Below are 20,557 nucleotides of genomic sequence, written 5' to 3' on the forward strand. Positions count from 1 at the left end.
CTCCTGCCGACGCTAATCGCCCCCGTCGCCGCAGATTCCGCGCCGACGGCGTGCTTTCTCGCGCCATACCTCGTCGGCCGCCGTGAACAAGCGGATAAGTGCCGCGGGGCCTCGACGAAGTCGCCGTGTTTTCTCGTCTGAAAAGACGACGGCTCCCCGGGACCGCCCCGTCCGACCGATTTCATCGACCCCGAACACCATGTTCGGCTCGAACGCAACCCACCCCCCGAGAATCGAACCTGGGAGCAAGCTGGATGAATCGAGGGACCCGCGAGAGCGGTCTTCGGTTCACACTCGCGAAAGGGACACATCATGGGATTCTTCGGATTTCTTCTTCTCGGCCTGCTGGCCGGCGCCATCGCCAAGCTGATCCTGCCCGGTAAGCAGGGCGGCGGCTGGCTCATCACGCTGCTCCTCGGCGTCGTGGGCGCGCTGCTCGGTGGTTTCCTGGGTGGCCTGATCTTCAACGCACCCCTGCAGGACTTCTTCTCGATCCAGACCTGGCTGCTGGCCATCGGCGGCTCCATCATCGTGCTGCTCATCTACGGCTTCATCACCAGCCGCCGCTCCGCGCGCTGAGGTGAAACGAAGGGCCCGGGGCGGTGGAACCGCGCCCCGGGCCCTTCTGCGTGCACGGGGATCCGCTTTACTGGCCGGATGCCGAACACCCGACGCCGCCCCTTCGTCATCGCGCTGGTGATCGGGGTGGTGCTGGCGGTGATCTGCGTGTGGCCGCAGGCCCTCGGCCTGCACCGGCTGCCCCTCGTGTCGAATGCGATCCCGTTCCGCGGCATCCTGGCCCTCGTTCTCGGTGCTCTCGCGCTCGTCGCCACCGTGGTGGCGGTGCTGCGACGCCGCTGGAGCGTGGCGGCGGCCCTCGCGATCGCGCTCGCCGCGGCGACGGTCGGTCACGGCGCCGTCCTGCTCGCGCGGGGCGGAGGCAGTGCGATCGCCGAGGGTGATCTGACCGTCGTCGCGTGGAACACCTACGGCGGCGGCGCGTCGCCCGAGAGCATCGCGCGGCTGGTGCGCGAGACGGGGGCCGACGTGGTGAGCCTGCCCGAGACCGATGCGATCGCGGCGGCCGCGGTGGTCGGCATCCTGGCTCGGGACGGCATCGAGATGACGCACGACACCGTCGTGTCGGAGCCGGGCGATGATCCCGTGCCGACCTCGATCCTGATCGCGACCTCGCTCGGCCCGTACGAACGCGACGCGTCGGCGGGATCGACTCCCGGCGTTCCGAGCGGCGTGTGGCGGCCGAGCGATGGCGACGGCCCCGTGCTGGTGGCCGCTCACCCCCTGCCCCCGTTGCCGCTGATCATGACCGAGTGGGTCGACGGGCTGGACTGGGTCGCGGCGCGGTGCGCGGATCCCGACGTCATCGTGGCGGGCGACCTGAACGCGACGCTGGACCACTTCTCGGGGCTGGGTCGCGACGGAGGGGTGATCGGCGGATGCCGCGACGCCGCCGCCGATCGGGGTGCCGCGGCCGTGGGCACCTGGCCGGTACGGTTGCCGGCCGCCCTCGCGGCGCCGATCGACCACGTGCTCACCGGTGGCGATTGGCAGGCGCGCGGATTCGCGGTCGTCACCGGTTTCGACGACGCCGGGAGCGACCACCGCCCGGTCGTGGCGACGGTGTCGCGTCGATGAGGGATCTTCCGCCACGGGCTCGTCGACCCTAGGTTGATCGCACGATCGATCACCGAGGGAGACACTCATGTCGGAGAAGCGCCGCGTCGAAGAGGCCTACGCCCGGGCAGAGCAGCAGGCGGAGCGAGCCGAAGAGGCCAGCGCCACCGACGACTCGTCGATCGAGGTCGACGAGTCGCTCGAGGAGTCGGAAGAGCCGAACTAGCGGGCGCGGCGAACGTCCGCGGCGGGCGACGGCGGGTTCTGGCCGCGGGAGGCAGGAGCGTGCTCCGCGCCGGGTGCGCCGCTCGCGACGACCCGGCGGTTGTGCGCGGCGATGGCGATCACGTAGGGCACCCAGATGAGGACGATGATCGCGCCGCCCGCGAAAAGGGCCGCCGCCCACGGCTCGGTCTCGATGAGCCGAGGCATCATGCCGACACCCAAGACCGTCAGCCCGATTCCCACGGCGCGCGACGCGACGGCTCGACCGGGCGCCCTTCGAGGGTTCGCCCAGTACGACACACGCTCCCGCGGGTACGCAAGAAGTGCCAGGTGGATCGACCACCACCACAGCGCGGCTCCGACGACCGCGAGGCCGGCCCACCACCATTCGCTCACCATGACTCCAGCCGAACACGGATGCCACGGGAGGTCAACGTCCCGGCTCTACTCCAGGGTCGGCGGCAGGACGTAGACGATGTCGGCGCCGTCGCGCTCGTGCTCGACGAAACCGAGGCGGGCGAGAACGGCGTGCGAAGGATCGTCGTCGGCGGACACGCAGGCGTACAGCGGGCGCTCCGGTTCGCGCACGGTGAGCAGACGCAGCGCCTCGGTGGCGGCGTCGTCGCCCGCGTGCGGCGACACCGCGAGCAGGATCTCGCGGTCGTCGTCGACGTCGAGTGCGGCGGCGACGCCCACGACCGCGGCGTCTTCGACGATGGCGTGCACACTCGCGCCGTCGCCGTCGACCCACCGGTCGAACGAGGCGCGGTCGTCGATCGAGACCCGCGACCACGTCGAGGGACTGTCGCGGAACGCCGCGAAGGCGGCATCCCGATCCTCGTCACGAAGGTCGCGCAGCTCGATGTGGGGCATGGCGCCACGTTAGCGAAGGGCACTCCTCGCCCCGCCGGCCTTGCGCCGTCAGGAGAAGCCGTGCAGAGCGAGGAACGTCCAGGTGGCACCGTTCGCATCACGCGCCGACACCTGCCCGCGCAGGTGTCGGAACAGGGGGCCGCGGGTGTCCCCGTCGATGCTCGTCCAACCGTCGAGATTGCGGCGCAGCACCAGCTGGGTCTGGGCGAGTGCTCGTGCGAAGACGATATTGCGCGAACCGGCCACCACGTGGGCGTACAGGGCGAGCACGGCCGTCACGTACGACGGCGAGGTCTCCGCGTCGCGCATGGCGTCGACGTGCCGGACGGCGGTGTCCATGTCGGTGGCGGTGAGGCGGGGGAGGGCCACCCGCATCGCCCCCGCGATGGTGTGCGCGGCGTACTCCCGCATGTCGGTCCGCGCGCGGTCGGTCAGCTCCGAGACGCGGGTGTAACGGTTGGCGGCGACCTCCACGAGGCCGATGCGCTCGAGTTTCTGCAGGGCCTCGCGCACGGGGGTGCGGGAAATGCCCATGAGCTCCGCCAATTCGACGTCGCGCAAACGGTCACCGGGCCGCAGGCGCCCGTCGACGATCGCCTCGCCGAGGGCGGAATACGCCTCCTCGACGAGCGCAGAAGCGCGTCTCCGGGTGTCCATCACGCGGATCATACGACTCCCGGTTATCACAGAACATCGCCATAACTCCCTGATTCTTCGTTTTCTTGTCGCGCAGAGGCTCGCGCGACCGGTAATGTCATCACGTCACGCCTCGCGTGACATATCCGGGGGGATCCGTCGACGCCCGGGCTTTGAGCACTGCTCAGCCCGGGCGTCGTATGGGCTCCGGAGCGATTCCCTCTCGCGCACCGGCCGGTCTACCGCGCATGGGACACCACCACCCCGGCGATCGACGCAACGTTTGTGTCACGGACCTGTGCGCCGAGTGATCCGGCCCGTTACCGTGGGGGCACAGTCCGGCGCGCACGGTGCCGGCTCAAGCGGAAAACGGCATGACGATGAGCACGCAGGGCACGGTCAAGTGGTTCAACTCGGAAAAGGGCTTCGGCTTCATCGCCCCCGATGACGGCGGTCAGGATGTCTTCGCGCACTACAGTGCGATCCAGTCGGGCGGCTACCGCTCGCTCGAAGAGAACCAGCGCGTCGAGTTCGAGGTCGCCCAGGGCCCCAAGGGCCTTCAGGCCGAGGACATCCGCGTCATCTGATCTTCTCCGGCACACGCCGGATCGGCCTCGGCCGCGCTCACGTCGCTCGACGATCGTGCGCGGCCGGGGCCTTCACTGGTCGTGGCGCACCAGATCGACGCCCGCCGAGGCGAACTGCCGGATCGTGGCGTGCGGCAGGAATGCCCGCGTCAGAGCGGCACCGATGCGCGCGAGGTCGGCCTCGTCGCGGTAGAGGAGCGAGAGCGTCTCGTACCGCGGGTGGAACTTCTGCTTGAAGCGGTGCAGCGAAGCGAACCCGTACACGGGCTCCAGCATGCTCGCCATGCGCGTCTGCAGGTCGACGATGGCTCCGGCATCGGCGGGGTACTCGTGCGCCAGCGGCGCGCCGGACAGCGACATCACGGCCGCCCCCTCCGCGGAGAACTGCTGCGCCGACGACCCGATCAGGTACTCCATCACCGGCCCGAACCCGCCGTCGCGTCGGCGCATGAGATCGAGCGTCCATCCGCGCACCGCCCCATCGCCGTAGATCGGCAGCCACGACAGGAAGCCGTCGACGTCGCCGTGCGGCGAGACGGCGAGGGCGATGCGCACCTCGGGGTCGGCCGCCTCGTGCAGGGTGCCGAGCGTGAACCCCATCTCGGGCAGGTCCTTCTCGTCGACCCAGCTCTCGGAGATGGCGCGCAGCTGTTGACGCACGCCCCAGGTCTCGTCGGCGAGGCGCGAGAGACGGAACGTCATCCCCTCGCGCTGTGCGCGGTTGAGCGAGGTACGCACGTCGCCCCAGGCCTTGCCGGTGAAGGCCAGGCCCGGCAGGTCGACGACGGTGTCGTCGGCCACCACGATGCTGCGCCAGTCCGAGGGCACCGCCGCACGCGTCGCGTCATCGGCGCTGAAGAAGCAGGGCGCGAGCCCGGCGGCCTCGGCGCTCTCGATGAACGCCCGCACGGTGGCGGCGCGCGTCTCGACCGGACCGAGCGGATCGGCCAGGGTGAGCGCCACGCCCGAGCGCCGCTGGTACGCGACGATCCCCCGGCCGAATCGCGCGTACGACATCCCCTCCCACGTGGTCATCCACGACAGTGTCCCGCCGCCCGAGGCCCGCAGCTCGGTCTTCACGTCTTCGACCCCGGGGGCGGGCGCGTCGCCGAGGGCCGCGCGCGGGCGGGCGTGGAAAGCCGCGCGCACGAGCACGAAATACGCCGCCGCCAGGATCCACAGCGTCGACGAGGCGAGGATGCTGGTGAGGTCGGCATCCAGGTCGGCTTCGAGCTCGGTCACACCCACGAGCGAGGCGAGGAGCAGCGTGAGCAGAACGAGCACGAGGTTCAGGGCGCTGTAGGTCAGGAGCACGATCCACGCCCAGCGTCGACCGCGGTGGAGAGCCAGGGCGACGACGAGCACGAGCACGGTGTTGACGGCGACGTCGAGCCACGAGCCGTCGGCGGGGCCCGACGAGCCGAACGGGCCCGTCATGGGAGCGACGTAGCCAATGATCTCCATCGCCCCGAGGGCGCACACCAGGGCGAACGCGACCAGTCGCTGCTCGCGCACACTCACGCGTTGCGGGCGCAGGGAGCGGTCGACGCCCAGCACCAGCGCGGCGGCGAACACGTGCTGCAGATCGGACAGCGTTCCCCAGTACAGGAACGTCACCGACAGGACGGCGATCAGCGTCGTGCCGGCCCGCAGGCGCCAGGGTGAGGGCAGGACCCCGACGGCGGCCGCGAGGCAGGCGACGATGCCGCCGGAGGGTCCCACACCGAGCGCCATCGCCTGCTCCTGGGCCCACGCCCACGGGAGCAGGGCGGCGCCCCACAGGAACGCGGCCGCGGCGAGAACGGAGAAGAGCTGCCCGGCGCCGAAGTAGGCCAGTGCCACGCGACTGCCCCGACGGAACTCCAGCAGCGCCATGCCGGCCAGACCCGGAACGACGAGCGCGTAGACCCAGGGGGCGCCGACGAAGAACGAGCCGGTGAGCGGCGTCCACCAGCGGCCCGCCTCGAGCGCCGGCAGGCCGTAGGCCACGCTCGAAAACAGGGGAGACGCGGTGAACGGCTGCCACAGTGCACCCACCGCGACGCCGACGAGGATCAGGATGCCGACGAGTGCGAGCGTGGCCGGGATGCGGCGCGCGACCGCGCTCACGCGGCGGGTCGTGGTGTTCTCCCTCATGCCGCTAAAGATAGGGCACGGCCGCTCTCGGCCTCTCGCTCAGAGCTCGGCCGAGGAGACGGCGTGCCAGGCGGCGCGCGCGTTGGCCAGGGCGACGACCGCGTCGGTGGCCGCCCGGGCCGCTGCCAACTCGCGACGCGCGGTCTCGAGGCGCAGTCGGGCGTCGATGGCCAGAACGCCCTCGCGCGCGTCGGCCGCGGCGAGGGCGGCACGCGCGCACGCGAGGGTGCCGGGCAGGGCCGTGCGGGCGACCTCGAGCCGATGCCGGGTGCTCGGCGCCTCGCGGAGGGCATCGTCGCGCACCTCGCGCACCCGCGCCACGGTTTCGACGGCGGTGCGCGGGCGACGGGGAGCGTGGGCGGCCGCATCGTCGAGGTCGCGGACCGCGGAGCGCAGACGCGCCTGCGCCCCGGGCGCGCAGGCGTCGGCACGGGCGGTCGCGAGCTCGATCGCCGCGCCCAGTTCGGCGCGGGCCGCAGCCAGCTCGGCGGTGACGTTGTCGGCAGCCTGCAGGGCGATGCGGTGGGAGTCCTCCACGGCACGCAGGTGGCGTCCGGCCCGGCGGGTGGCGTCTGTCGAGCGGTGCAGGTGCACCATCACGGTCGCGACATCGGCGTCGCGTGCCGCAGCGCGGTCGATCTCGGTATCGGCCTCGATCAGTGCGGCATGGCCGGCCCGCGCCGAGAGGGCGGCGTCGCGCCAATCGTCGGCGTCGAAGCGGTCGCCCAGTGCCGCGAGCAGCGGGGCCGGGTCGCCCGCCGAGGTCACGGCCTCGTCGCGGCGCCGACGTGCGGCTGCGACGAGCGCGGCCGGGGTGCGATGCGCCGTCGACCAGGCGGCGAGCTGCGTGCGCGTCGCCTCGACGCGGGCGAGCTGCGACACGAGCCCGGCGCGCAGCCGCTCGGCCTCGACACGTCGTCGCGCGGGGACGACCGCGCCCCGTCGCAGCGACGAGACGTCGGAGAACCCGCGGTCGCGAGCGCGTTGGGCGGCGGTGTATGCCCGACGCAGGTCTGCCGGGGCATCGCCCGCGGGAAGGGCGTCGGCCGCTTCGAAGGCGATGTCGAGGGAGTCCACCGCGTCGTCGAGGTCGAGCAGGGCGGCTTCGGCGGCGATGACGGCCTCGGCCGCCGCCGCCTGCGCACGCGGTGAGCGATGACGCACCCGGACGACCAGCACGACGATCGCCGCGACGAGCAGACCGCCGGTGAGCGCGATCGCCGCGGGGATCGCCCAGGCGACGTCAGTCACGGTCGGCGGGGGCGTCGTCGACGAGCAGCAGGGCCCGCAATTGGTCGACGTCGTCGACGGCGGCCTGCGCGCCCTCGGACTCGTGCGGCCAGCTGAACCCCCAGCGCACGAAGATCACGGGCACCTCGGCATCCCGACCGCCCTCGACGTCGTGGTGACGGTCGCCGATCAGCACGGGGCGCGAGACGTCGACACCCTGCGCCTCCAGTCGCCGCAGGGCCTCGCGGACGATGTCGGACTTCGTGCTCAGGGTGCGTTCGTCGAGCGACGCGCCGACCACGGCCTCGAGGTCGGGGGCGAGACCGAAGTGGTCCATCAGGGCCACGACCTGCACCTCGGGCTTCGAGCTGGCCGTCGACTGCGGCACACCGGCGGCGTGCAGGTCGTGCACGATCTCACCGACGCCGGGATACAGCCGTGCGCTGACGGTGTAGCCCTCGCTGCGGTTGAGACCGCGATAGAACGTGACGGCCTCGGTGGCCTGCTCGGGCGTCATCCCGACGTTCACCTGGAAGGACTCGAACATGGGCGGCCCGATCCAGTGCGACAGTTCTCCCCGCGTCGGCGGAGTGCGTCCGAAATGCTCGAGGGTGATCGTCAGGCGACGGAGGATCCCCTCGGACGCGTCGACGAGAGTGCCGTCGACGTCCCACAGGACACACGAGAAGGGGGAGCGTACGGGCATGCTCCCACGCTACCGGCGCGGAATCGGCCCGGCTCGCTCCCCACGCGTGGAGTGCGTCAGAACAGCCGCGGCGCCCCCGACTGCACGCCCTTCATCTCGTCGTAGTCGAGGGTGAGGCAGCGGATGCCGCGGTCGGTGGCGAGCACGCGGGCCTGGGGCTTGATCTCCTGGGCCGCGAAGATGCCCGTGACCGGAGCGAGCAGGGGGTCGCGGTTGAGCAGCTCGAGGTAGCGTGTGAGCTGTTCGACACCGTCGATGTCGCCGCGGCGCTTGACCTCGATCGCGACGGTGCCGCCGGCGTCGTCGCGCAGCAGCAGGTCGACCGGACCGATCGCCGTGGGGTACTCGCGACGCACGAGTCGCAGGCCCTCGCCGACGACCGAGACCTGCTCGGCCAGCAGACGTTGCAGGTCGGCTTCGACGCCGTCCTTGATGAGGCCGGGGTCGACGCCGAGCTCGTGCGAGGAATCGTGGACGACCTCGTGGATGCGCACCAGCAGCGCGTCGCCCGTCTTGGCGTGGGTGACGCGCCACCGCTCGATGACGCCGTCTTCGACGTCGGCCTCATCGGGCTGCTCGAGCGTGAGACTGCACGGCGGGCTCATCCAGTTGAGCGGCTTGTACGAGCCGCCGTCGGAGTGCACGAGCAGGCTGCCGTCGCCCTTGTGCACGAGCAGGCGGGTGGCGAGGGGGAGATGCGCGTTGAGTCGGCCGGTGTAATCGACGGAGCAACGGGCGATGACGAGACGCACCCGTCGAGCCTAATCGCGCTCGCCGCCGGGTGTCAGCGACGGGCCTTCTCGGCCTCGGCGCTCGCGACGACGAGCGGCTTGGCTGCGCCCGAGAAGAGGCCGGATGCCACGATCAGGCCGACCACGATGAGCAGCGTGTTGAGCAGCCCGATGTGGTCGCCGATCCATCCGAGGATCGGGGGACCGCAGAGGAACGCGACGTACCCGATGGTCGCCGCGGCGGCCACGCGCGAGGCGGCCTTGGCGGGGTCGTCGGCGGCGGCCGACATGCCGATCGGGAAGCCGAGGGAGGCACCGAGACCCCACAGTGCCGCGCCCACGAACACCCACGGGCCGAACGGCGCGAGGATGAACAGCAGCAGGCCCGCGGCCGCGGTGGCCGCCAGCACCCGCAGCACCAGCACGCGACCGAGACGATCGACCACCGGTCCGCCGGCGATGCGTCCGACGGTCATCGCGACCGAGAAGACCGCGAGCACGGCGGGGCCGGCCTCTTCGGGTGCTCCGTGACCGTAGACGACGGCCGAGGGGAGCCAGTCGTTCGCGCTGCCCTCGGCGAACGCCATGCCCAGCATGATGACGCCGAGCGTGTACGTGCGCGGCTCGCGCCAGGCCTGCAGCGAGACCGCGAGGCGCTCGCGCCAGTGAGCGCGCTCCTCGGCGACGGGGGCGTCCATCGCGACCTCGGCGCGGGGGACGTTGGCGACCGAGACGAACGCCACCACGACGATGACCACGCCCATGGCCACGCAGTGCGCGACGACCGGGATGTCGAAGCGCACGGCGACGAAGCCCAGGGCGGCGCCGATCACCGTTCCGAAGCTGAAGAAGGCGTGCAGCAGGGGCATGATCGTGCGGCCCGTGGCCTTCTCGAGGGCGGCGCCCTCGACGTTCATCATCACGTCGACGGCCCCGTTGCCGAACCCGAACAGGGCGAGGCCCACGAGCGCGACGGCGAAGAGCTGCAGGGAGTCGGTGCCGAAGCCGATGATGGCCAGGCCCACGCCCACGAGCACCAGCGCGACGAGCATTCCCGTGCGGGCGCCGATGCGGGCCATGACGGCGGGGGCGATGGAGAGTCCGATGATGGATGCCACGCCCATGCCGAGCAGCAGGAGCCCGACGCCGGAGTTCTCGATGCCGAGCGACTCGCGGATCGCCGGCACGCGCGAGGCCCAGGTCGAGATGCTGAGTCCGCTCGCGAGGAAGATGGCGCAGATCGCGACGTGCCAACGCACGAGTTGGGACCGGGTCAGCGTGGAATGCATGGCGCCACTGTACCGAATCGATTCGACGTCGATCGAATCGATTCGGAAGCGCGCGTGTCGCGGGTTACGATCGGCCCGTGAGCACCCGACGCGCCACCATCAGCGACGTCGCCCGCGAGGCGGGCGTCTCGCCGTCGACCGCCTCGGTGGTCTTCAGCGGCAAGACCCCCACCTCGGAGGCCACCCGGGCACGCGTGCTCGCCGCGGCGCAGAGTCTCGGGTACACCGGGCCCGACCCGCGCGCGGCCTCTCTGCGGCGCGGACGGTCGGGCATCGTCGGCGTCGTCTTCGACCAGCACCTCGGAACCGCCTTCCTCGACCCGGTGACGACGCACATGATGGACGGCCTCGCCGACGGGGTTTCGCGCCTGGGTGCGGCGTTGCTGCTGCTGCGCGACGACGGTGAGACGGTGAGCGAGCCGTCGCTGCACACCGCGCCCATCGACGCCGCCGTGCTGATCGGGTGCAGCCCCCGCATGCGCGACTCGCTCGAGATCGTCCGCGGACGCGGCATCCCGGTCGTCGTCGTCGAGGGCGACGCCGGCGAGGGGATCCCGCGCGTGCTGCTCGACAACACCGAGGCGCAGTCCGCCGCCGCTGAACACCTGGCCGGCCTCGGGCACCGCGACGTCGTGCTCGTCACCCTGCCGATCGACACGTCGCGCCGGCGGGGCTGGATCGCGTCCGACGAGGTGGTGCGCGTCGACGTCACCGCCGATCGACTGGCCGGGGCCCGTCGCGTGTTCCCCGACGCGCCCGCGCTGGCCGCGGCCACCAGCTCGATCGACGAGGGCGCGATCGCCGGACGCACGCTCTTCGCCGACCCCGCCAAGCGCCCCACCGCGGTGATCGCGCAGAGCGACCTGCTGGCGGCCGGGGTCATCCGCGCCGCCGAAGAGGCGGGCCTCCGGGTTCCCGACGACGTCAGCGTGACGGGGTTCGACGGCGTCGTCGTCGACGGCCTGGCGCCGCACGTCCTCACGACGCTGGTGCAGCCGGCCACCGCCAAGGGCCGCGCGGCCGGCGAGGCCGTCGCCGCGATGCTCGAGGATGCCGTGCCCTCGGGTCTGCGGTTGTCGTGCACGTTCCGCGAGGGCACGACGACCGCGCCGCCGCGTACCACATGAGGTCGCGGGCAGCGGCGAGTCTCATGCTCCGCATAGAATAGTCACGACACCCCGAGAGCCCGGGCACTCCGCCCGTCGACACCCGAGGAGGCCCGACCATGCTGATATTCCTCGGCGCCTTCGCGGCTCTCCCGCTCCTGCTCCCGTGGCTCGTCTCACGCATCGGAGCTCGGGCGTTCTACGTCGCGGCGGTGCTTCCGGCACTCGCCTTCGCCTTCGCCATCGTGCAGGCCGCGTCGGTCTTCGGCGGAGACATTCCGTTCGAGGAATACCAGTGGATTCCCGCGCTGGGCGTCTCGCTCTCGATGCGTATGGACGTGCTGGGCTGGCTGCTGACCCTCGTCGTCACGGGCGTCGGGGCGCTCGTCATGCTCTACTGCCGCTGGTACTTCCGCGGCAAGACGCAGGGCGTCGGGCAGTTCTCGGCCGTGCTGCTGGCCTTCGCCGGTGCGATGTACGGCCTCGTGCTCACCGACGACATCGTCGTGCTCGTTATGCTGTGGGAAGCCACGAGCGTGCTGTCGTACCTGCTCATCGGCTACTACCACGGTCGTGCGGCGAGTCGCCGTGCCGCCCTCCAGGCGCTGCTCGTGACGACCCTCGGCGGTTTGGTCATGCTGATCGGCGTGGTGCTGCTGGTGGTGCAGGCGGGCACCTCGAGCCTGTCGGCGATCCTCGCCGATCCCCCGGTGGGGACGGTCGTCGACATCGCCGTGCTGCTGCTGCTCGTGGGCGCGCTGAGCAAATCGGCCATCTTCCCCTTCCACTTCTGGCTCCCCGGCGCTATGGCCGCTCCCACCCCGGTGAGCGCCTACCTCCACGCCGCCGCCATGGTGAAGGCCGGCATCTACCTCATCGCGCGGCTCGCCCCCGGCTTCGCCGACACCCCGTTCTGGCGCCCGACGCTGATCACCCTCGGTGTCTTCACCATGCTGCTGGGCGGTTTCCAGGCGCTGCGCGAACGCGACCTGAAGCGCATCCTGGCCTTCGGTACGGTCAGCCAGCTCGGCTTCCTCACCGTCATGCTGGGCTACGGAACGCGCGATGCCGCCCTCGCCGGCGTCGCCCTGCTGCTCAGCCACGCTCTGTTCAAGTCGTGCCTGTTCCTCGTGGTCGGCGTCATCGACCGTCAGCTCTCCACGCGTGACATCGGCGAGCTCTCGGGTGTCGGACGCCAGGCCCCGGTCATGGCCACGGCCTCGTTCATCGCGATCGCGTCGATGGCCGGCGTCATCCCCACGTTGGGCTTCGTCGCGAAAGAGACTGCTCTCACCGCCCTGCTGCACGAGGCCGAGGGCGGCGCCGGATGGGGTCTCGTCGCCCTGATCGGCATCGTGCTGGGTTCCGCTCTGACGGCGGCGTACGGCATCCGGTTCCTCTGGGGTGCGTACTGGACCAAGCGCGACGTCGAGAAGACCGAGTGGCCCGACCCGCCCATCGGCTTCCTCTCGGCCCCGGTGCTGCTGTCGGCGGCCTCGCTCGCGCTCGGTTTCCTGGCGCCGATCGTCGACCACTGGCTCGCGCCCTACGCCGACGAGCTGCCCGAGGCGACGGCCGGCGTTCCCGCGCCCGAGTACCCGTACCACCTCGCGCTCTGGCACGGTCTGGAGCCGGCGCTGTTCATCTCGCTGGGCACGCTCGCGCTCGGCGCCGGGGTGTTCTGGGTCGTGCGCAAGACGCAGCTGCACAAGCGCCGCCGCGTGCTGCCGTTCACGGCGAACGACGTCTACAACGCCACCCTGCGCGGCATCGACCACACGTCGGAGTGGGTCACCGCGCGCTTCCAGCGCGGCTCGCTGCCGTTCTACGTGGGCACGATCTTCGTCGTTCTCGTGGTGGCCGAGGGCACCGCGTTGCTCGCATCGAGCGAGTGGCGCGCGCAGCTCGACGCGTGGCAGTCGCCGGCGCAGCTGATCTCGGCGCCCATCATGATCGCCGCGGGCATCCTCGCCGTGCGGGCGCGCAAGCGCTACACCGGCGTCGCGCTCGTGTCGGTCACCGGCCTCGGCATGGTCGTACTCTTCGCCACCAGCGGCGCCCCCGACCTCGCCCTCACGCAGGTGCTCATCGAGACGGTGACCCTGGTCGTGTTCGCGCTCGTGCTGCGGCGTCTGCCGGCCCGCATGGGCGAGCAGAACGAATCGGTCGCCCCCCTTGCGCGCGCCGTGCTCGGCGCCGGGGTGGGTCTCACCATGGCCCTGGTCGCCGTCGTCGCGACCGGCGCGCGGCAAGACCTCCCCATCTCGCTCGAGTGGCCGGCGCTGGCGTACGAGATCGGCCACGGGCGCAACGTCGTCAACGTCGCGCTGGTCGACCTGCGCGGGTGGGACACCATGGGCGAGCTCTCGGTGCTCGTGCTCGCGGCCACGGGCGTGGCATCGCTCGTCTTCATCACCGACCGCAGCGACAACCTGTCGCGGCGCTCGGGCACGGCCCGCAGTCGCACGGGTCTCGGTCGCCGTCGCCCGCTCGTCGAGACCGACAGCGGAGTGCGGGCCCAGCGCGTGGGCGAGACCGATGCTCCGCGGGCCTGGCTCATCTCGGGCTCGAAGGTGCAGCCCGAGAACCGGTCGATCCTGCTCGAGATCATCATCCGGGTGCTCTTCCACTCGATCATGATCGTGTCGCTGTACCTGCTGTTCGCCGGGCACAACCTCCCCGGCGGCGGCTTCGCCGGCGGTCTGGTCGCCGGCATGGGCCTGGTCATGCGCTACATCGCCGGGGGGCGATGGGAGCTCGGCGCCGCCGCCCCCACCGACGCCGGCCGGCTGCTGGGCGCGGGCATGGCGATCGCCGTGCTGTGCGCGCTGGTGCCGATGGCCTTCGGTTTCGCGCCTCTGCAGAGCTTCACGTTCGAGGGCGAGCTGCCGCTCATCGGTCACTGGGAGTTCGTCACCAGCACGATCTTCGACGTGGGCGTCTACCTCGTCGTCATCGGCCTGGTGCTCGATGTGCTGCGCAGCCTCGGCGCCGAGGTCGACCGGCAGTCCCTGCATCCCGAAGACGCGGAGGTGGTGGGCCCGTGACCATCTCTCTCGTCCTCGTCATCGTGATGGCCGTGCTCTTCGCGTGCGGCGTATACGCGATGCTCGAGCGCAGCCTGACCCGCGTGCTCATCGGCTTCCTGCTGCTGGGCAACGCCGCCAATCTGCTGCTGCTCATCGTCATGGGCGCTCCGGGCAGAGCGCCGTTCTACGACGGGCAGACCGACCCCGCCGACATGTCCGACGCGCTGCCGCAGGCGCTGACCCTGACGGCCATCGTCATCACGTTCGGCATCTCGGCGTTCCTGCTCGCGTTGATCTACCGGTCCTGGCAGCTGGGTCAGGCCGACACGGTCATCGACGACGCCGACGACGTGGCTCTTCGTACGCGCACGGCGACCGAGCCCGAAGACGCCATGGACGAAGAGTCGCGTTCCGACGACGACGACGTCACCACCGACTTCGTGGGCGACGTGGCCTCGCCCATCCGGGTGCTGCACCAGGGCGACCTGTCGCAGCTCGTCGACGACGCACCGGTCGACCGCGTCGCCGTGCAGCGCGACGACGACGACGCTCCCACCCCCGACTCCCGCGACCCCCAGGATGGTGATCGCCCGTGAGCGCCCTCGTTCCCCTGCTCGTCGGCATCCCGCTCATCGGCGCCGCGATCAACCTCGTGTTCGGTCGTCGCAAGAAGACGCAGATCGTCGTGTCGGTGGCCTCTCTCGCGGCCGTGCTCGTGCTCGGCGCCGTGCTGCTCGTCGAGGTGGACACGAACGGCCCCCTCGCCGTGGCCATCGCCGCGTGGGACATCCCGTTCGGCATCGTGCTGTACGTCGACGTGCTCGCCGCGCTCCTGGTGGTGGTCACCAGCATCGTGCTGCTCGCCGTGCTGCTGTTCTCGATCGGTCAGGGAGCCGCCGACAACGACGAGGACACCCCGGTCTCGATCTTCTACCCGGCCTACCTCATCCTCGGCGCGGGCATCTTCAACGCCTTCATCGCGGGCGACCTGTTCAACCTCTACGTGGGCTTCGAGATCCTGCTGGTCGCCTCGTACGTGCTCATCACCCTCGGCGGTACCGAGTCGCGCATCCGCACGGGGGTCGTCTACATCGTCGTCTCGCTGGTGTCGTCGATCCTGTTCCTCGCCGCGATCGCGATGGTCTACGGCGCGCTCGGCACGGTCAACATGGTGCAGATCAGCGAGCGCATGGCGCTGCTGCCGCAGGACACCCAGACGATCCTGCATCTCATGCTCCTGCTCGCGTTCGCCATCAAGGCGGCCGTGTTCCCCCTGTCGTTCTGGCTGCCCGACTCGTACCCCACGGCTCCGGCGCCGGTGACCGCGGTGTTCGCCGGTCTGCTGACCAAGGTCGGTGTCTACGCGATCATCCGCACCGAGACGCAGCTGTTCGTCGACAACGACCTGAACTTCCTGCTGATGATGGTGGCGCTGTCGACGATGATCGTCGGCATCCTGGGCGCCGTCGCGCAGGCCGAGCTCAAACGCATCCTGTCGTTCACGCTGGTGAGCCACATCGGCTACATGATCTTCGGTCTGGCCATCAACACGCCGCTGGCGGTGGGGGCGACGATCTACTACATCGTCCACCACATCATCGTGCAGACCACGCTGTTCCTCGCGGTGGGCCTCATCGAGCGCCGCGCGGGCAGCACCTCGATCCTCAAGGTGAAGGGCCTCATGCGGGCCGCGCCCCTTCTGGCGGTGCTGTACTTCATCCCGGCCATCAACCTCGGCGGTCTGCCGCCCTTCTCGGGCTTCATCGGCAAGTACGCGCTCTTCGACGCGGCGGCCCAGGTGGGGACGCCGGTGATGATGGTGCTGATCGTAGGCGGGATCGCGACGTCGATCCTGACGCTCTACGCCCTGATGCGCGCGTGGAACCTGTCGTTCTGGCGCGAGAACGAGGATTCGCCCGAGACGATGGAGCGCGTCGCCTACCTCGGCAACGCCCCCGCCGCGACGATCTCGACCGAACGTCGCGCGATCCCGCGCATCATGACCTCGGCGACCGTCGGCATGGTGGCCGTGACCCTGGCGCTGACGGTGTTCGCGGGCCCGCTGCTCGACATGTGCCTGCGGGCGGGCGTCACCATCACCGACGGCGTGAGTCTCGTGCAGGTGCGGGAACAGGCGGGTCAGCAATGAGCCCGTCGCGCCGGTCCCAGGTGGGGCTGTTCCTGCACCAGCTGCCGTTCCTGGTGTGGCTGGTCGCCCTGTGGATGCTGCTGTGGGGCCAGTTCACCTGGCTGGCGTTCCTCACCGGTCTGGTGGCGGCCATCTTCGTCACGCGGGTGTTCCGCCTGCCCCCGGTCGAGCTGTCGGGCCGCATCAACCTCTGGTACGGGCTCGTCTTCGTCGTGACCTTCCTCGGCGCGGTCATCCGCGGCTCGCTCATCGTGGCGTGGCAGGTCGTCGATCTCCGGCGGCAGCCGGGGGCCGCGATCATCGCGGTGCCGCTGCGTGTCGACGACGACGTGATCATGGCGCACACCGCCGTCACGGCATCCCTCATTCCCGGCTCGCTCATCGTCGACGTCGACCGCGAGAACCGCACCCTGTTCCTGCACACCATCGGCGTGCGAAGCGATGCGGATGCCGAGCATCAGCGCCGCGTCGTGCTCGGCTGGGAAGCCCGCATCACGCGGGCCGTCGGCTCGAAGGAAGAGCTGCAGGAGCTGCGGGCCAAGATCGCCGAGTCCGATGCCGATGCCCGGCACGGAGCCGAGACCCCGCGCGACGGGAGAACCCTGCTGTGAACCCGCTCGTCGTCGTCATCCTCGCCGTCTTCGCCGCCGCCGCGGTGCTGGCGCTGATCCGCCTCGTGATCGGCCCGTCGATCCTCGACCGCGCCGTGGCCGCCGACGTGCTGCTCACCGAGGTGCTCTGCATCCTGGGCGCCGACATGGTGATCAACAAGCACACCCAGTCGCTGCCCGCGATGCTCATCATCGCCGCGGTCGGCGTGTTCGGCTCGATCGCGGTCGCCCGTTTCGTCGCGCGCAAGGAGAACCCGAGATGACCCTCGACTCCGTTCTCGACACCGTCGCGCTCGTGCTCGTGCTCATCGGCGCGGTGCTGTGCCTGACCGCGACGATCGGTCTGCTGCGCTGGCGCGACGTGCCGACCCGTCTGCACGCGGCCACCAAGCCGCAGGTGCTCGGCGTGCTGCTCATCGTGTCGGCGGTCGCGCTGTCGCTGCGCACGTGGGAGGCCCTCGCCTTCGGCATCCCGATCGTGCTCATCCAGTTCGCGACCGCTCCTCTGGCCGCCCACATGGTCGGACGCGCCGCGTACCGCAACCGCACGACCGACGAGAAGAACCTGTACATCGACGAACTGCACCACAGCACCGAGCAGCCCGGATCGACGGGCGCGCCGTCGCGCCCCGAGAGCTGAGGTCAGACGCCGGCGTCGCGCACGTCTTCGCGTGCCTGCGGCGACGGGGTGCCGTCCTGCGGGTCGGGCGTCTCGGTGCGGTGATCGAGTTCGCGCGCCTCGCGCTCTTCGCGGCGGCCTTCGGCCAGGAACGCCAGGCGGTTCAGGCACTCGTGGTTGCGCAGGACGAGCATCGGTTTCCACAGGGCCGCGGGCAGCAGTGACGCTGCGCCCGAGACGGGTTCCTCGAGGATCGTGACCGCGGTGCCGTCGGCGTGCGGACGGGCGTCGATGCGGATCACCCCGCGACCCAGGATGCCGGCCTTCGGCCGCAGCCGCAGCCGGTGCGGCGGAGACCACTCGACGATCTCGGTCTCGTCGTGCATCATGACCGGCCAGATGCCGAGGGAGTGGTGGATGCGCGCGCCCTCGCGCGGCCAGTGCTCGTCGACGTCGCGCATGCGCGCCGCCCCGACGACCCACACGGGGTACAGCCAGCCGTCGGACAGCACGGCGAACAGGTCGTCGGGCGTGCAGCGCATCAGGCGAGTGTTTCGGGCGGCCATGGTGTCCCCTCGGTCGTCGTGACTCGACTTTACGGCGCGGGCGGCTCGGCGGCCTCGGGACTTGACGGGGGCGGGGGAGCCCCGGGGCGGGGGAGCCGTGCAGCCGTCGACGGGGACGGCGAAGCGACCGGGCGTCGAGGAACGCCCGGTCGCTCCGGTGGGCTCAGCGGCCCCGGTGTACCGAAGCCGAGTCAGCCGGCCGTGATGTCGGTCACCACGCCCTTCGCCAGACGCAGGCGACGGTGGGCTCGGCGTGCGACGGCGGAGTCGTGGGTCACCACCACGAGCGTCAGGCCCTCGGCGTTCAGCCCCTCGAGCACCTCGAGGATCTCGTCGCGCATGCTCTCGTCGAGGTTGCCCGTCGGCTCATCGGCCAGCAGCACCCGGGGCTGCTTGGCGATCGCCCGCGCGATCGCGACGCGCTGCTGCTGCCCGCCCGACAGCTCGCCCGGTCGGTGATCGCGGCGATCGGCGAGTCCGACGCGTTCCAGGGCCTCGGTCACGCGCCGTCGCCGCTCGTCTCGGTCGAGACCGAGCGGCTCGAGACCCATGTCGACGTTTCCGGCGGCGGTGAGCGTGGGGATGAGGTTGAAGCCCTGGAACACGAAGCCGATCTCGGCGGCGCGCACGCGATTCAGGTCGGCGTTCGAGGCGCGTGCGATGTCGAGGTCGCCGAGCGTCACCGACCCGGCGGAGGGGCGATCGAGAGCGCCGAGCATCTGCAGCAGCGTCGACTTGCCGCCGCCGGTGGGGCCCTGGATGGTGACGAAGTCGCCCGCGGCGATGTCGAGGTCGACACCGGCCAACGCCTGCACCGTGGTGTCGCGTTGGCGGTAGGTGCGGGTGACGCCGCGCAGGCGGTAGGCGGTCAGGGTGTCGGTGGGCGCGGTGAGGGTCATGATGTCTCCTTCGAAAACGGGATGCCGGTCACGCGACCGAGCGGAGGGCGGCGGCGGGGCTGAGGCGCGCGGCACGCCACCCGCCGAAGGCGCCGGCGAGCACGCCGCCCAGCACGGCGATGCCGACGGCCGCCACCACGACCACGGGGGTCACGGGCGCACTGAGCACGATGTCGGTGGCCTGCGCGGCGGCCTGGCCGAAGCCGCCCCCACCGCCGGGACCGCCCTGACCGCCGGGGCCACCCGTGGTGGCGTTCGACGTCACCGAGACGGTGGGCGAGATGACGTTGATCAGCAGGATGCCGCCGAGGCCGAGGATCAGACCCGCGACGCCGCCGATGAGGCCCTGCGCGAACGATTCCCCGGCGACCTGGCGGACGATCCGGCCGTTGGACCAGCCGATGGCCTTGAGGGTGCCGAACTCCCGCGTGCGGCGTGCCACGCCGGAGATCGTGAACAGCACCGCGAGCGACAGAGCCACCAGCAGGACCACGATCGACAGCCAGGTGCCGAGGTTCGAGATGAGCGATGACGCGCTGGACAGCGAGCCCGAGACCGTCGAGGCGAGCTCCGACTGCGAGCTGACGGTGGCGTCGGGCAGCGCGGTCGAGACCTCGCTCTGCACCGTGTCGATGGCATCCGCGGAATCGGCCTGCACGTAGACGGTCGAGACCACGTCGCCGACGCCCGCGAGACTCTGGGCGACGTCGAGCGGCAGGTACACGTTCGCCGCGGTGTCGGCATCGGACGACGCCGAGGCGACGACGCCGACGATCTGCATCGTCGTTCCGCCCAGGTCGATCGTTCCGCCCACGGCCAGCCCGGCGCTCGCCGCGTACGTGGCGTCGATCACGGCGACGTCGGTGCCGGCGTCGGCAGCGATGAGGCCCCGGCCGTCGGTGACCGTCACCGACGACAGCGGACCGACGGTGGCGGCGGGGTCGACGCCCAGCACGCTGAACGAGTCGACGCCGAAGGCACTGCCGCCGTCGCCGCCGGGGCCGCCGGACGGCGCCTGGCCCGCGCCGCCGCCCATGCCGCCGGCGGCGCCCGTGCCCGCGTCGGTGGTGGCGCTGCGGTCGGGCATCTGACCCGAGAACGTCGTGTTCGTCAGGGCCAGGGCCCCGGTGGCGGCGGACACGCCGTCGAGACCGGTGACGGTGGTGACGGTCGAGGCGTCGAGGGTCGCGCGCATCCTGTCGATCATGAGGCGCGACTGGCTGAGGGTGGTCGTGCCGTCCTGCGTCGAACCGGCGTCGGCGCCGAAGTCGAACCGCGGCCCGCCCCCGTCCTCGCCGGGCTGGGCCTGGGCCCCGGTGACGGTGAGGTCGGTGCCGACCCCGTACACCGACGACAGGGCCTGCGACTGCGCGTCGCGCACGCCCGCCGAGAGCGCGTTGACGATGATGACGAGCGCGATGGCGATCGCGAGTCCGACCGCGACGATCACGGTCTGTTTGGTGCGGCCGGCGAGTTCGCGCCGCAGGTAGGTGCCGTACATGTCTCTCCTCTCGGACGCGGGGTGCGGCC

22 protein-coding genes are annotated in these 20,557 nt (G+C 71.1%); 11 read left to right on the top strand and 11 right to left on the bottom strand.

Annotated elements, in window-relative coordinates; translation table 11 throughout:
• Positions 1-312 precede the first annotated feature (312 nt).
• From ASF96_RS01170 to ASF96_RS17205, 3 genes are all read left to right on the top strand, one after another.
• Entirely contained in the window at positions 313-579 is a 267-nt protein-coding gene (locus ASF96_RS01170) for a GlsB/YeaQ/YmgE family stress response membrane protein (protein WP_055832279.1), read from the top strand.
• A 78-nt stretch (positions 580-657) separates the two neighbouring features.
• Positions 658-1,656 (top strand): endonuclease/exonuclease/phosphatase family protein, encoded by a 999-nt coding sequence (locus tag ASF96_RS01175; RefSeq protein ID WP_055935222.1) that lies wholly within the window; start codon positions 658-660, stop codon positions 1,654-1,656.
• 67 nt (positions 1,657-1,723) lie between these two features.
• Positions 1,724-1,861: a hypothetical protein gene (locus ASF96_RS17205; protein ID WP_191916531.1), complete on the top strand. Its 138-nt coding sequence runs from the start codon at positions 1,724-1,726 to the stop codon at positions 1,859-1,861.
• On the opposite strand, the gene ASF96_RS01180 is transcribed toward ASF96_RS17205, so the two are convergent.
• From ASF96_RS01180 to ASF96_RS01190, 3 genes are read right to left on the bottom strand one after another with little or no spacing between them, the layout of a single operon-like run.
• Complete coding sequence (locus tag ASF96_RS01180; protein WP_055935224.1) at positions 1,858-2,259, bottom strand: hypothetical protein; 402 nt, start codon at positions 2,257-2,259, stop codon at positions 1,858-1,860. The genes ASF96_RS17205 and ASF96_RS01180 overlap by 4 nt on opposite strands.
• Positions 2,260-2,304: 45 nt before the next feature.
• Positions 2,305-2,733, bottom strand: coding sequence for a GNAT family N-acetyltransferase (locus ASF96_RS01185; RefSeq protein ID WP_055935226.1), 429 nt, complete (start codon positions 2,731-2,733; stop codon positions 2,305-2,307).
• A gap of 48 nt (positions 2,734-2,781) precedes the next feature.
• The gene (locus ASF96_RS01190) at positions 2,782-3,390 is read right to left on the bottom strand and encodes a GntR family transcriptional regulator (protein ID WP_235560499.1); all 609 of its coding nucleotides are present in this window, start codon (positions 3,388-3,390) and stop codon (positions 2,782-2,784) included.
• 359 nt (positions 3,391-3,749) lie between these two features.
• Between ASF96_RS01190 and ASF96_RS01195 the strand changes: the two genes are divergently transcribed.
• The gene (locus tag ASF96_RS01195) at positions 3,750-3,956 is read left to right on the top strand and encodes a cold-shock protein (protein WP_055833134.1); all 207 of its coding nucleotides are present in this window, start codon (positions 3,750-3,752) and stop codon (positions 3,954-3,956) included.
• Between the two features lie 72 nt (positions 3,957-4,028).
• Here the strand turns inward: ASF96_RS01195 and ASF96_RS01200 are convergent, their stop codons facing one another.
• Genes ASF96_RS01200 through ASF96_RS01220 form a run of 5 tightly spaced genes read right to left on the bottom strand, consistent with a single transcriptional unit; the run spans position 4,029 to position 10,048 of the window.
• The gene (locus ASF96_RS01200; protein ID WP_055935230.1) at positions 4,029-6,092 is read right to left on the bottom strand and encodes a bifunctional lysylphosphatidylglycerol flippase/synthetase MprF; all 2,064 of its coding nucleotides are present in this window, start codon (positions 6,090-6,092) and stop codon (positions 4,029-4,031) included.
• A gap of 39 nt (positions 6,093-6,131) precedes the next feature.
• Entirely contained in the window at positions 6,132-7,343 is a 1,212-nt protein-coding gene (locus ASF96_RS01205; protein ID WP_055935232.1) for a hypothetical protein, read from the bottom strand.
• Positions 7,336-8,028 (bottom strand): HAD hydrolase-like protein, encoded by a 693-nt coding sequence (locus ASF96_RS01210; RefSeq protein WP_055832266.1) that lies wholly within the window; start codon positions 8,026-8,028, stop codon positions 7,336-7,338. Before ASF96_RS01210 ends, ASF96_RS01205 begins: the two co-directional genes overlap by 8 nt.
• A 56-nt stretch (positions 8,029-8,084) precedes the next feature.
• Positions 8,085-8,780 carry an endonuclease NucS gene (gene nucS, locus ASF96_RS01215; protein ID WP_055832263.1) on the bottom strand — a complete coding sequence of 232 codons (696 nt, stop codon included), beginning with the start codon at positions 8,778-8,780 and terminating at the stop codon, positions 8,085-8,087.
• Positions 8,781-8,812: 32 nt separating this feature from the next.
• A complete protein-coding gene (locus ASF96_RS01220; protein ID WP_055935234.1) occupies positions 8,813-10,048 on the bottom strand; it encodes an MFS transporter in 1,236 nt (411 codons plus the stop codon).
• A 77-nt stretch (positions 10,049-10,125) separates the two neighbouring features.
• Here ASF96_RS01220 and ASF96_RS01225 point away from each other — a divergent pair, with 77 nt between their 5' ends.
• From ASF96_RS01225 to mnhG, 7 genes are all read left to right on the top strand, one after another.
• Positions 10,126-11,175 carry a LacI family DNA-binding transcriptional regulator gene (locus tag ASF96_RS01225; protein WP_055935236.1) on the top strand — a complete coding sequence of 350 codons (1,050 nt, stop codon included), beginning with the start codon at positions 10,126-10,128 and terminating at the stop codon, positions 11,173-11,175.
• 98 nt (positions 11,176-11,273) lie between these two features.
• Positions 11,274-14,201 (top strand): Na+/H+ antiporter subunit A, encoded by a 2,928-nt coding sequence (locus ASF96_RS01230; RefSeq protein WP_055832257.1) that lies wholly within the window; start codon positions 11,274-11,276, stop codon positions 14,199-14,201.
• A complete protein-coding gene (locus tag ASF96_RS01235; RefSeq protein ID WP_055935239.1) occupies positions 14,198-14,779 on the top strand; it encodes a Na(+)/H(+) antiporter subunit C in 582 nt (193 codons plus the stop codon). The genes ASF96_RS01230 and ASF96_RS01235 overlap by 4 nt, the downstream gene beginning before the upstream one ends.
• Complete coding sequence (locus ASF96_RS01240; RefSeq protein ID WP_055935241.1) at positions 14,776-16,332, top strand: Na+/H+ antiporter subunit D; 1,557 nt, start codon at positions 14,776-14,778, stop codon at positions 16,330-16,332. Before ASF96_RS01235 ends, ASF96_RS01240 begins: the two co-directional genes overlap by 4 nt.
• Positions 16,329-16,943 carry a Na+/H+ antiporter subunit E gene (locus ASF96_RS01245; RefSeq protein ID WP_055832244.1) on the top strand — a complete coding sequence of 205 codons (615 nt, stop codon included), beginning with the start codon at positions 16,329-16,331 and terminating at the stop codon, positions 16,941-16,943. Before ASF96_RS01240 ends, ASF96_RS01245 begins: the two co-directional genes overlap by 4 nt.
• Positions 16,940-17,206, top strand: coding sequence for a monovalent cation/H+ antiporter complex subunit F (locus ASF96_RS01250; RefSeq protein WP_055832242.1), 267 nt, complete (start codon positions 16,940-16,942; stop codon positions 17,204-17,206). The genes ASF96_RS01245 and ASF96_RS01250 overlap by 4 nt, the downstream gene beginning before the upstream one ends.
• On the top strand, positions 17,203-17,583 hold the full coding sequence (mnhG, locus tag ASF96_RS01255) for a monovalent cation/H(+) antiporter subunit G (protein WP_055935243.1): 381 nt from the start codon (positions 17,203-17,205) through the stop codon (positions 17,581-17,583). The genes ASF96_RS01250 and mnhG overlap by 4 nt, the downstream gene beginning before the upstream one ends.
• Before the next feature lie 2 nt (positions 17,584-17,585).
• Here the strand turns inward: mnhG and ASF96_RS01260 are convergent, their stop codons facing one another.
• From ASF96_RS01260 to ASF96_RS01270, 3 genes are all read right to left on the bottom strand, one after another.
• Positions 17,586-18,104 carry an SRPBCC family protein gene (locus ASF96_RS01260; RefSeq protein WP_235560500.1) on the bottom strand — a complete coding sequence of 173 codons (519 nt, stop codon included), beginning with the start codon at positions 18,102-18,104 and terminating at the stop codon, positions 17,586-17,588.
• Between the two features lie 215 nt (positions 18,105-18,319).
• Complete coding sequence (locus ASF96_RS01265) at positions 18,320-19,027, bottom strand: ABC transporter ATP-binding protein (RefSeq protein WP_055935247.1); 708 nt, start codon at positions 19,025-19,027, stop codon at positions 18,320-18,322.
• A gap of 28 nt (positions 19,028-19,055) precedes the next feature.
• Positions 19,056-20,528, bottom strand: a complete 1,473-nt coding sequence (locus tag ASF96_RS01270) for an ABC transporter permease (RefSeq protein ID WP_055935249.1) — start codon at positions 20,526-20,528, stop codon at positions 19,056-19,058.
• Positions 20,529-20,557 lie beyond the last annotated feature (29 nt).

It is taken from the genome of Microbacterium sp. Leaf179, from assembly GCF_001423785.1.
In the GTDB taxonomy this organism is placed as follows: Bacteria; Actinomycetota; Actinomycetes; order Actinomycetales; family Microbacteriaceae; genus Microbacterium.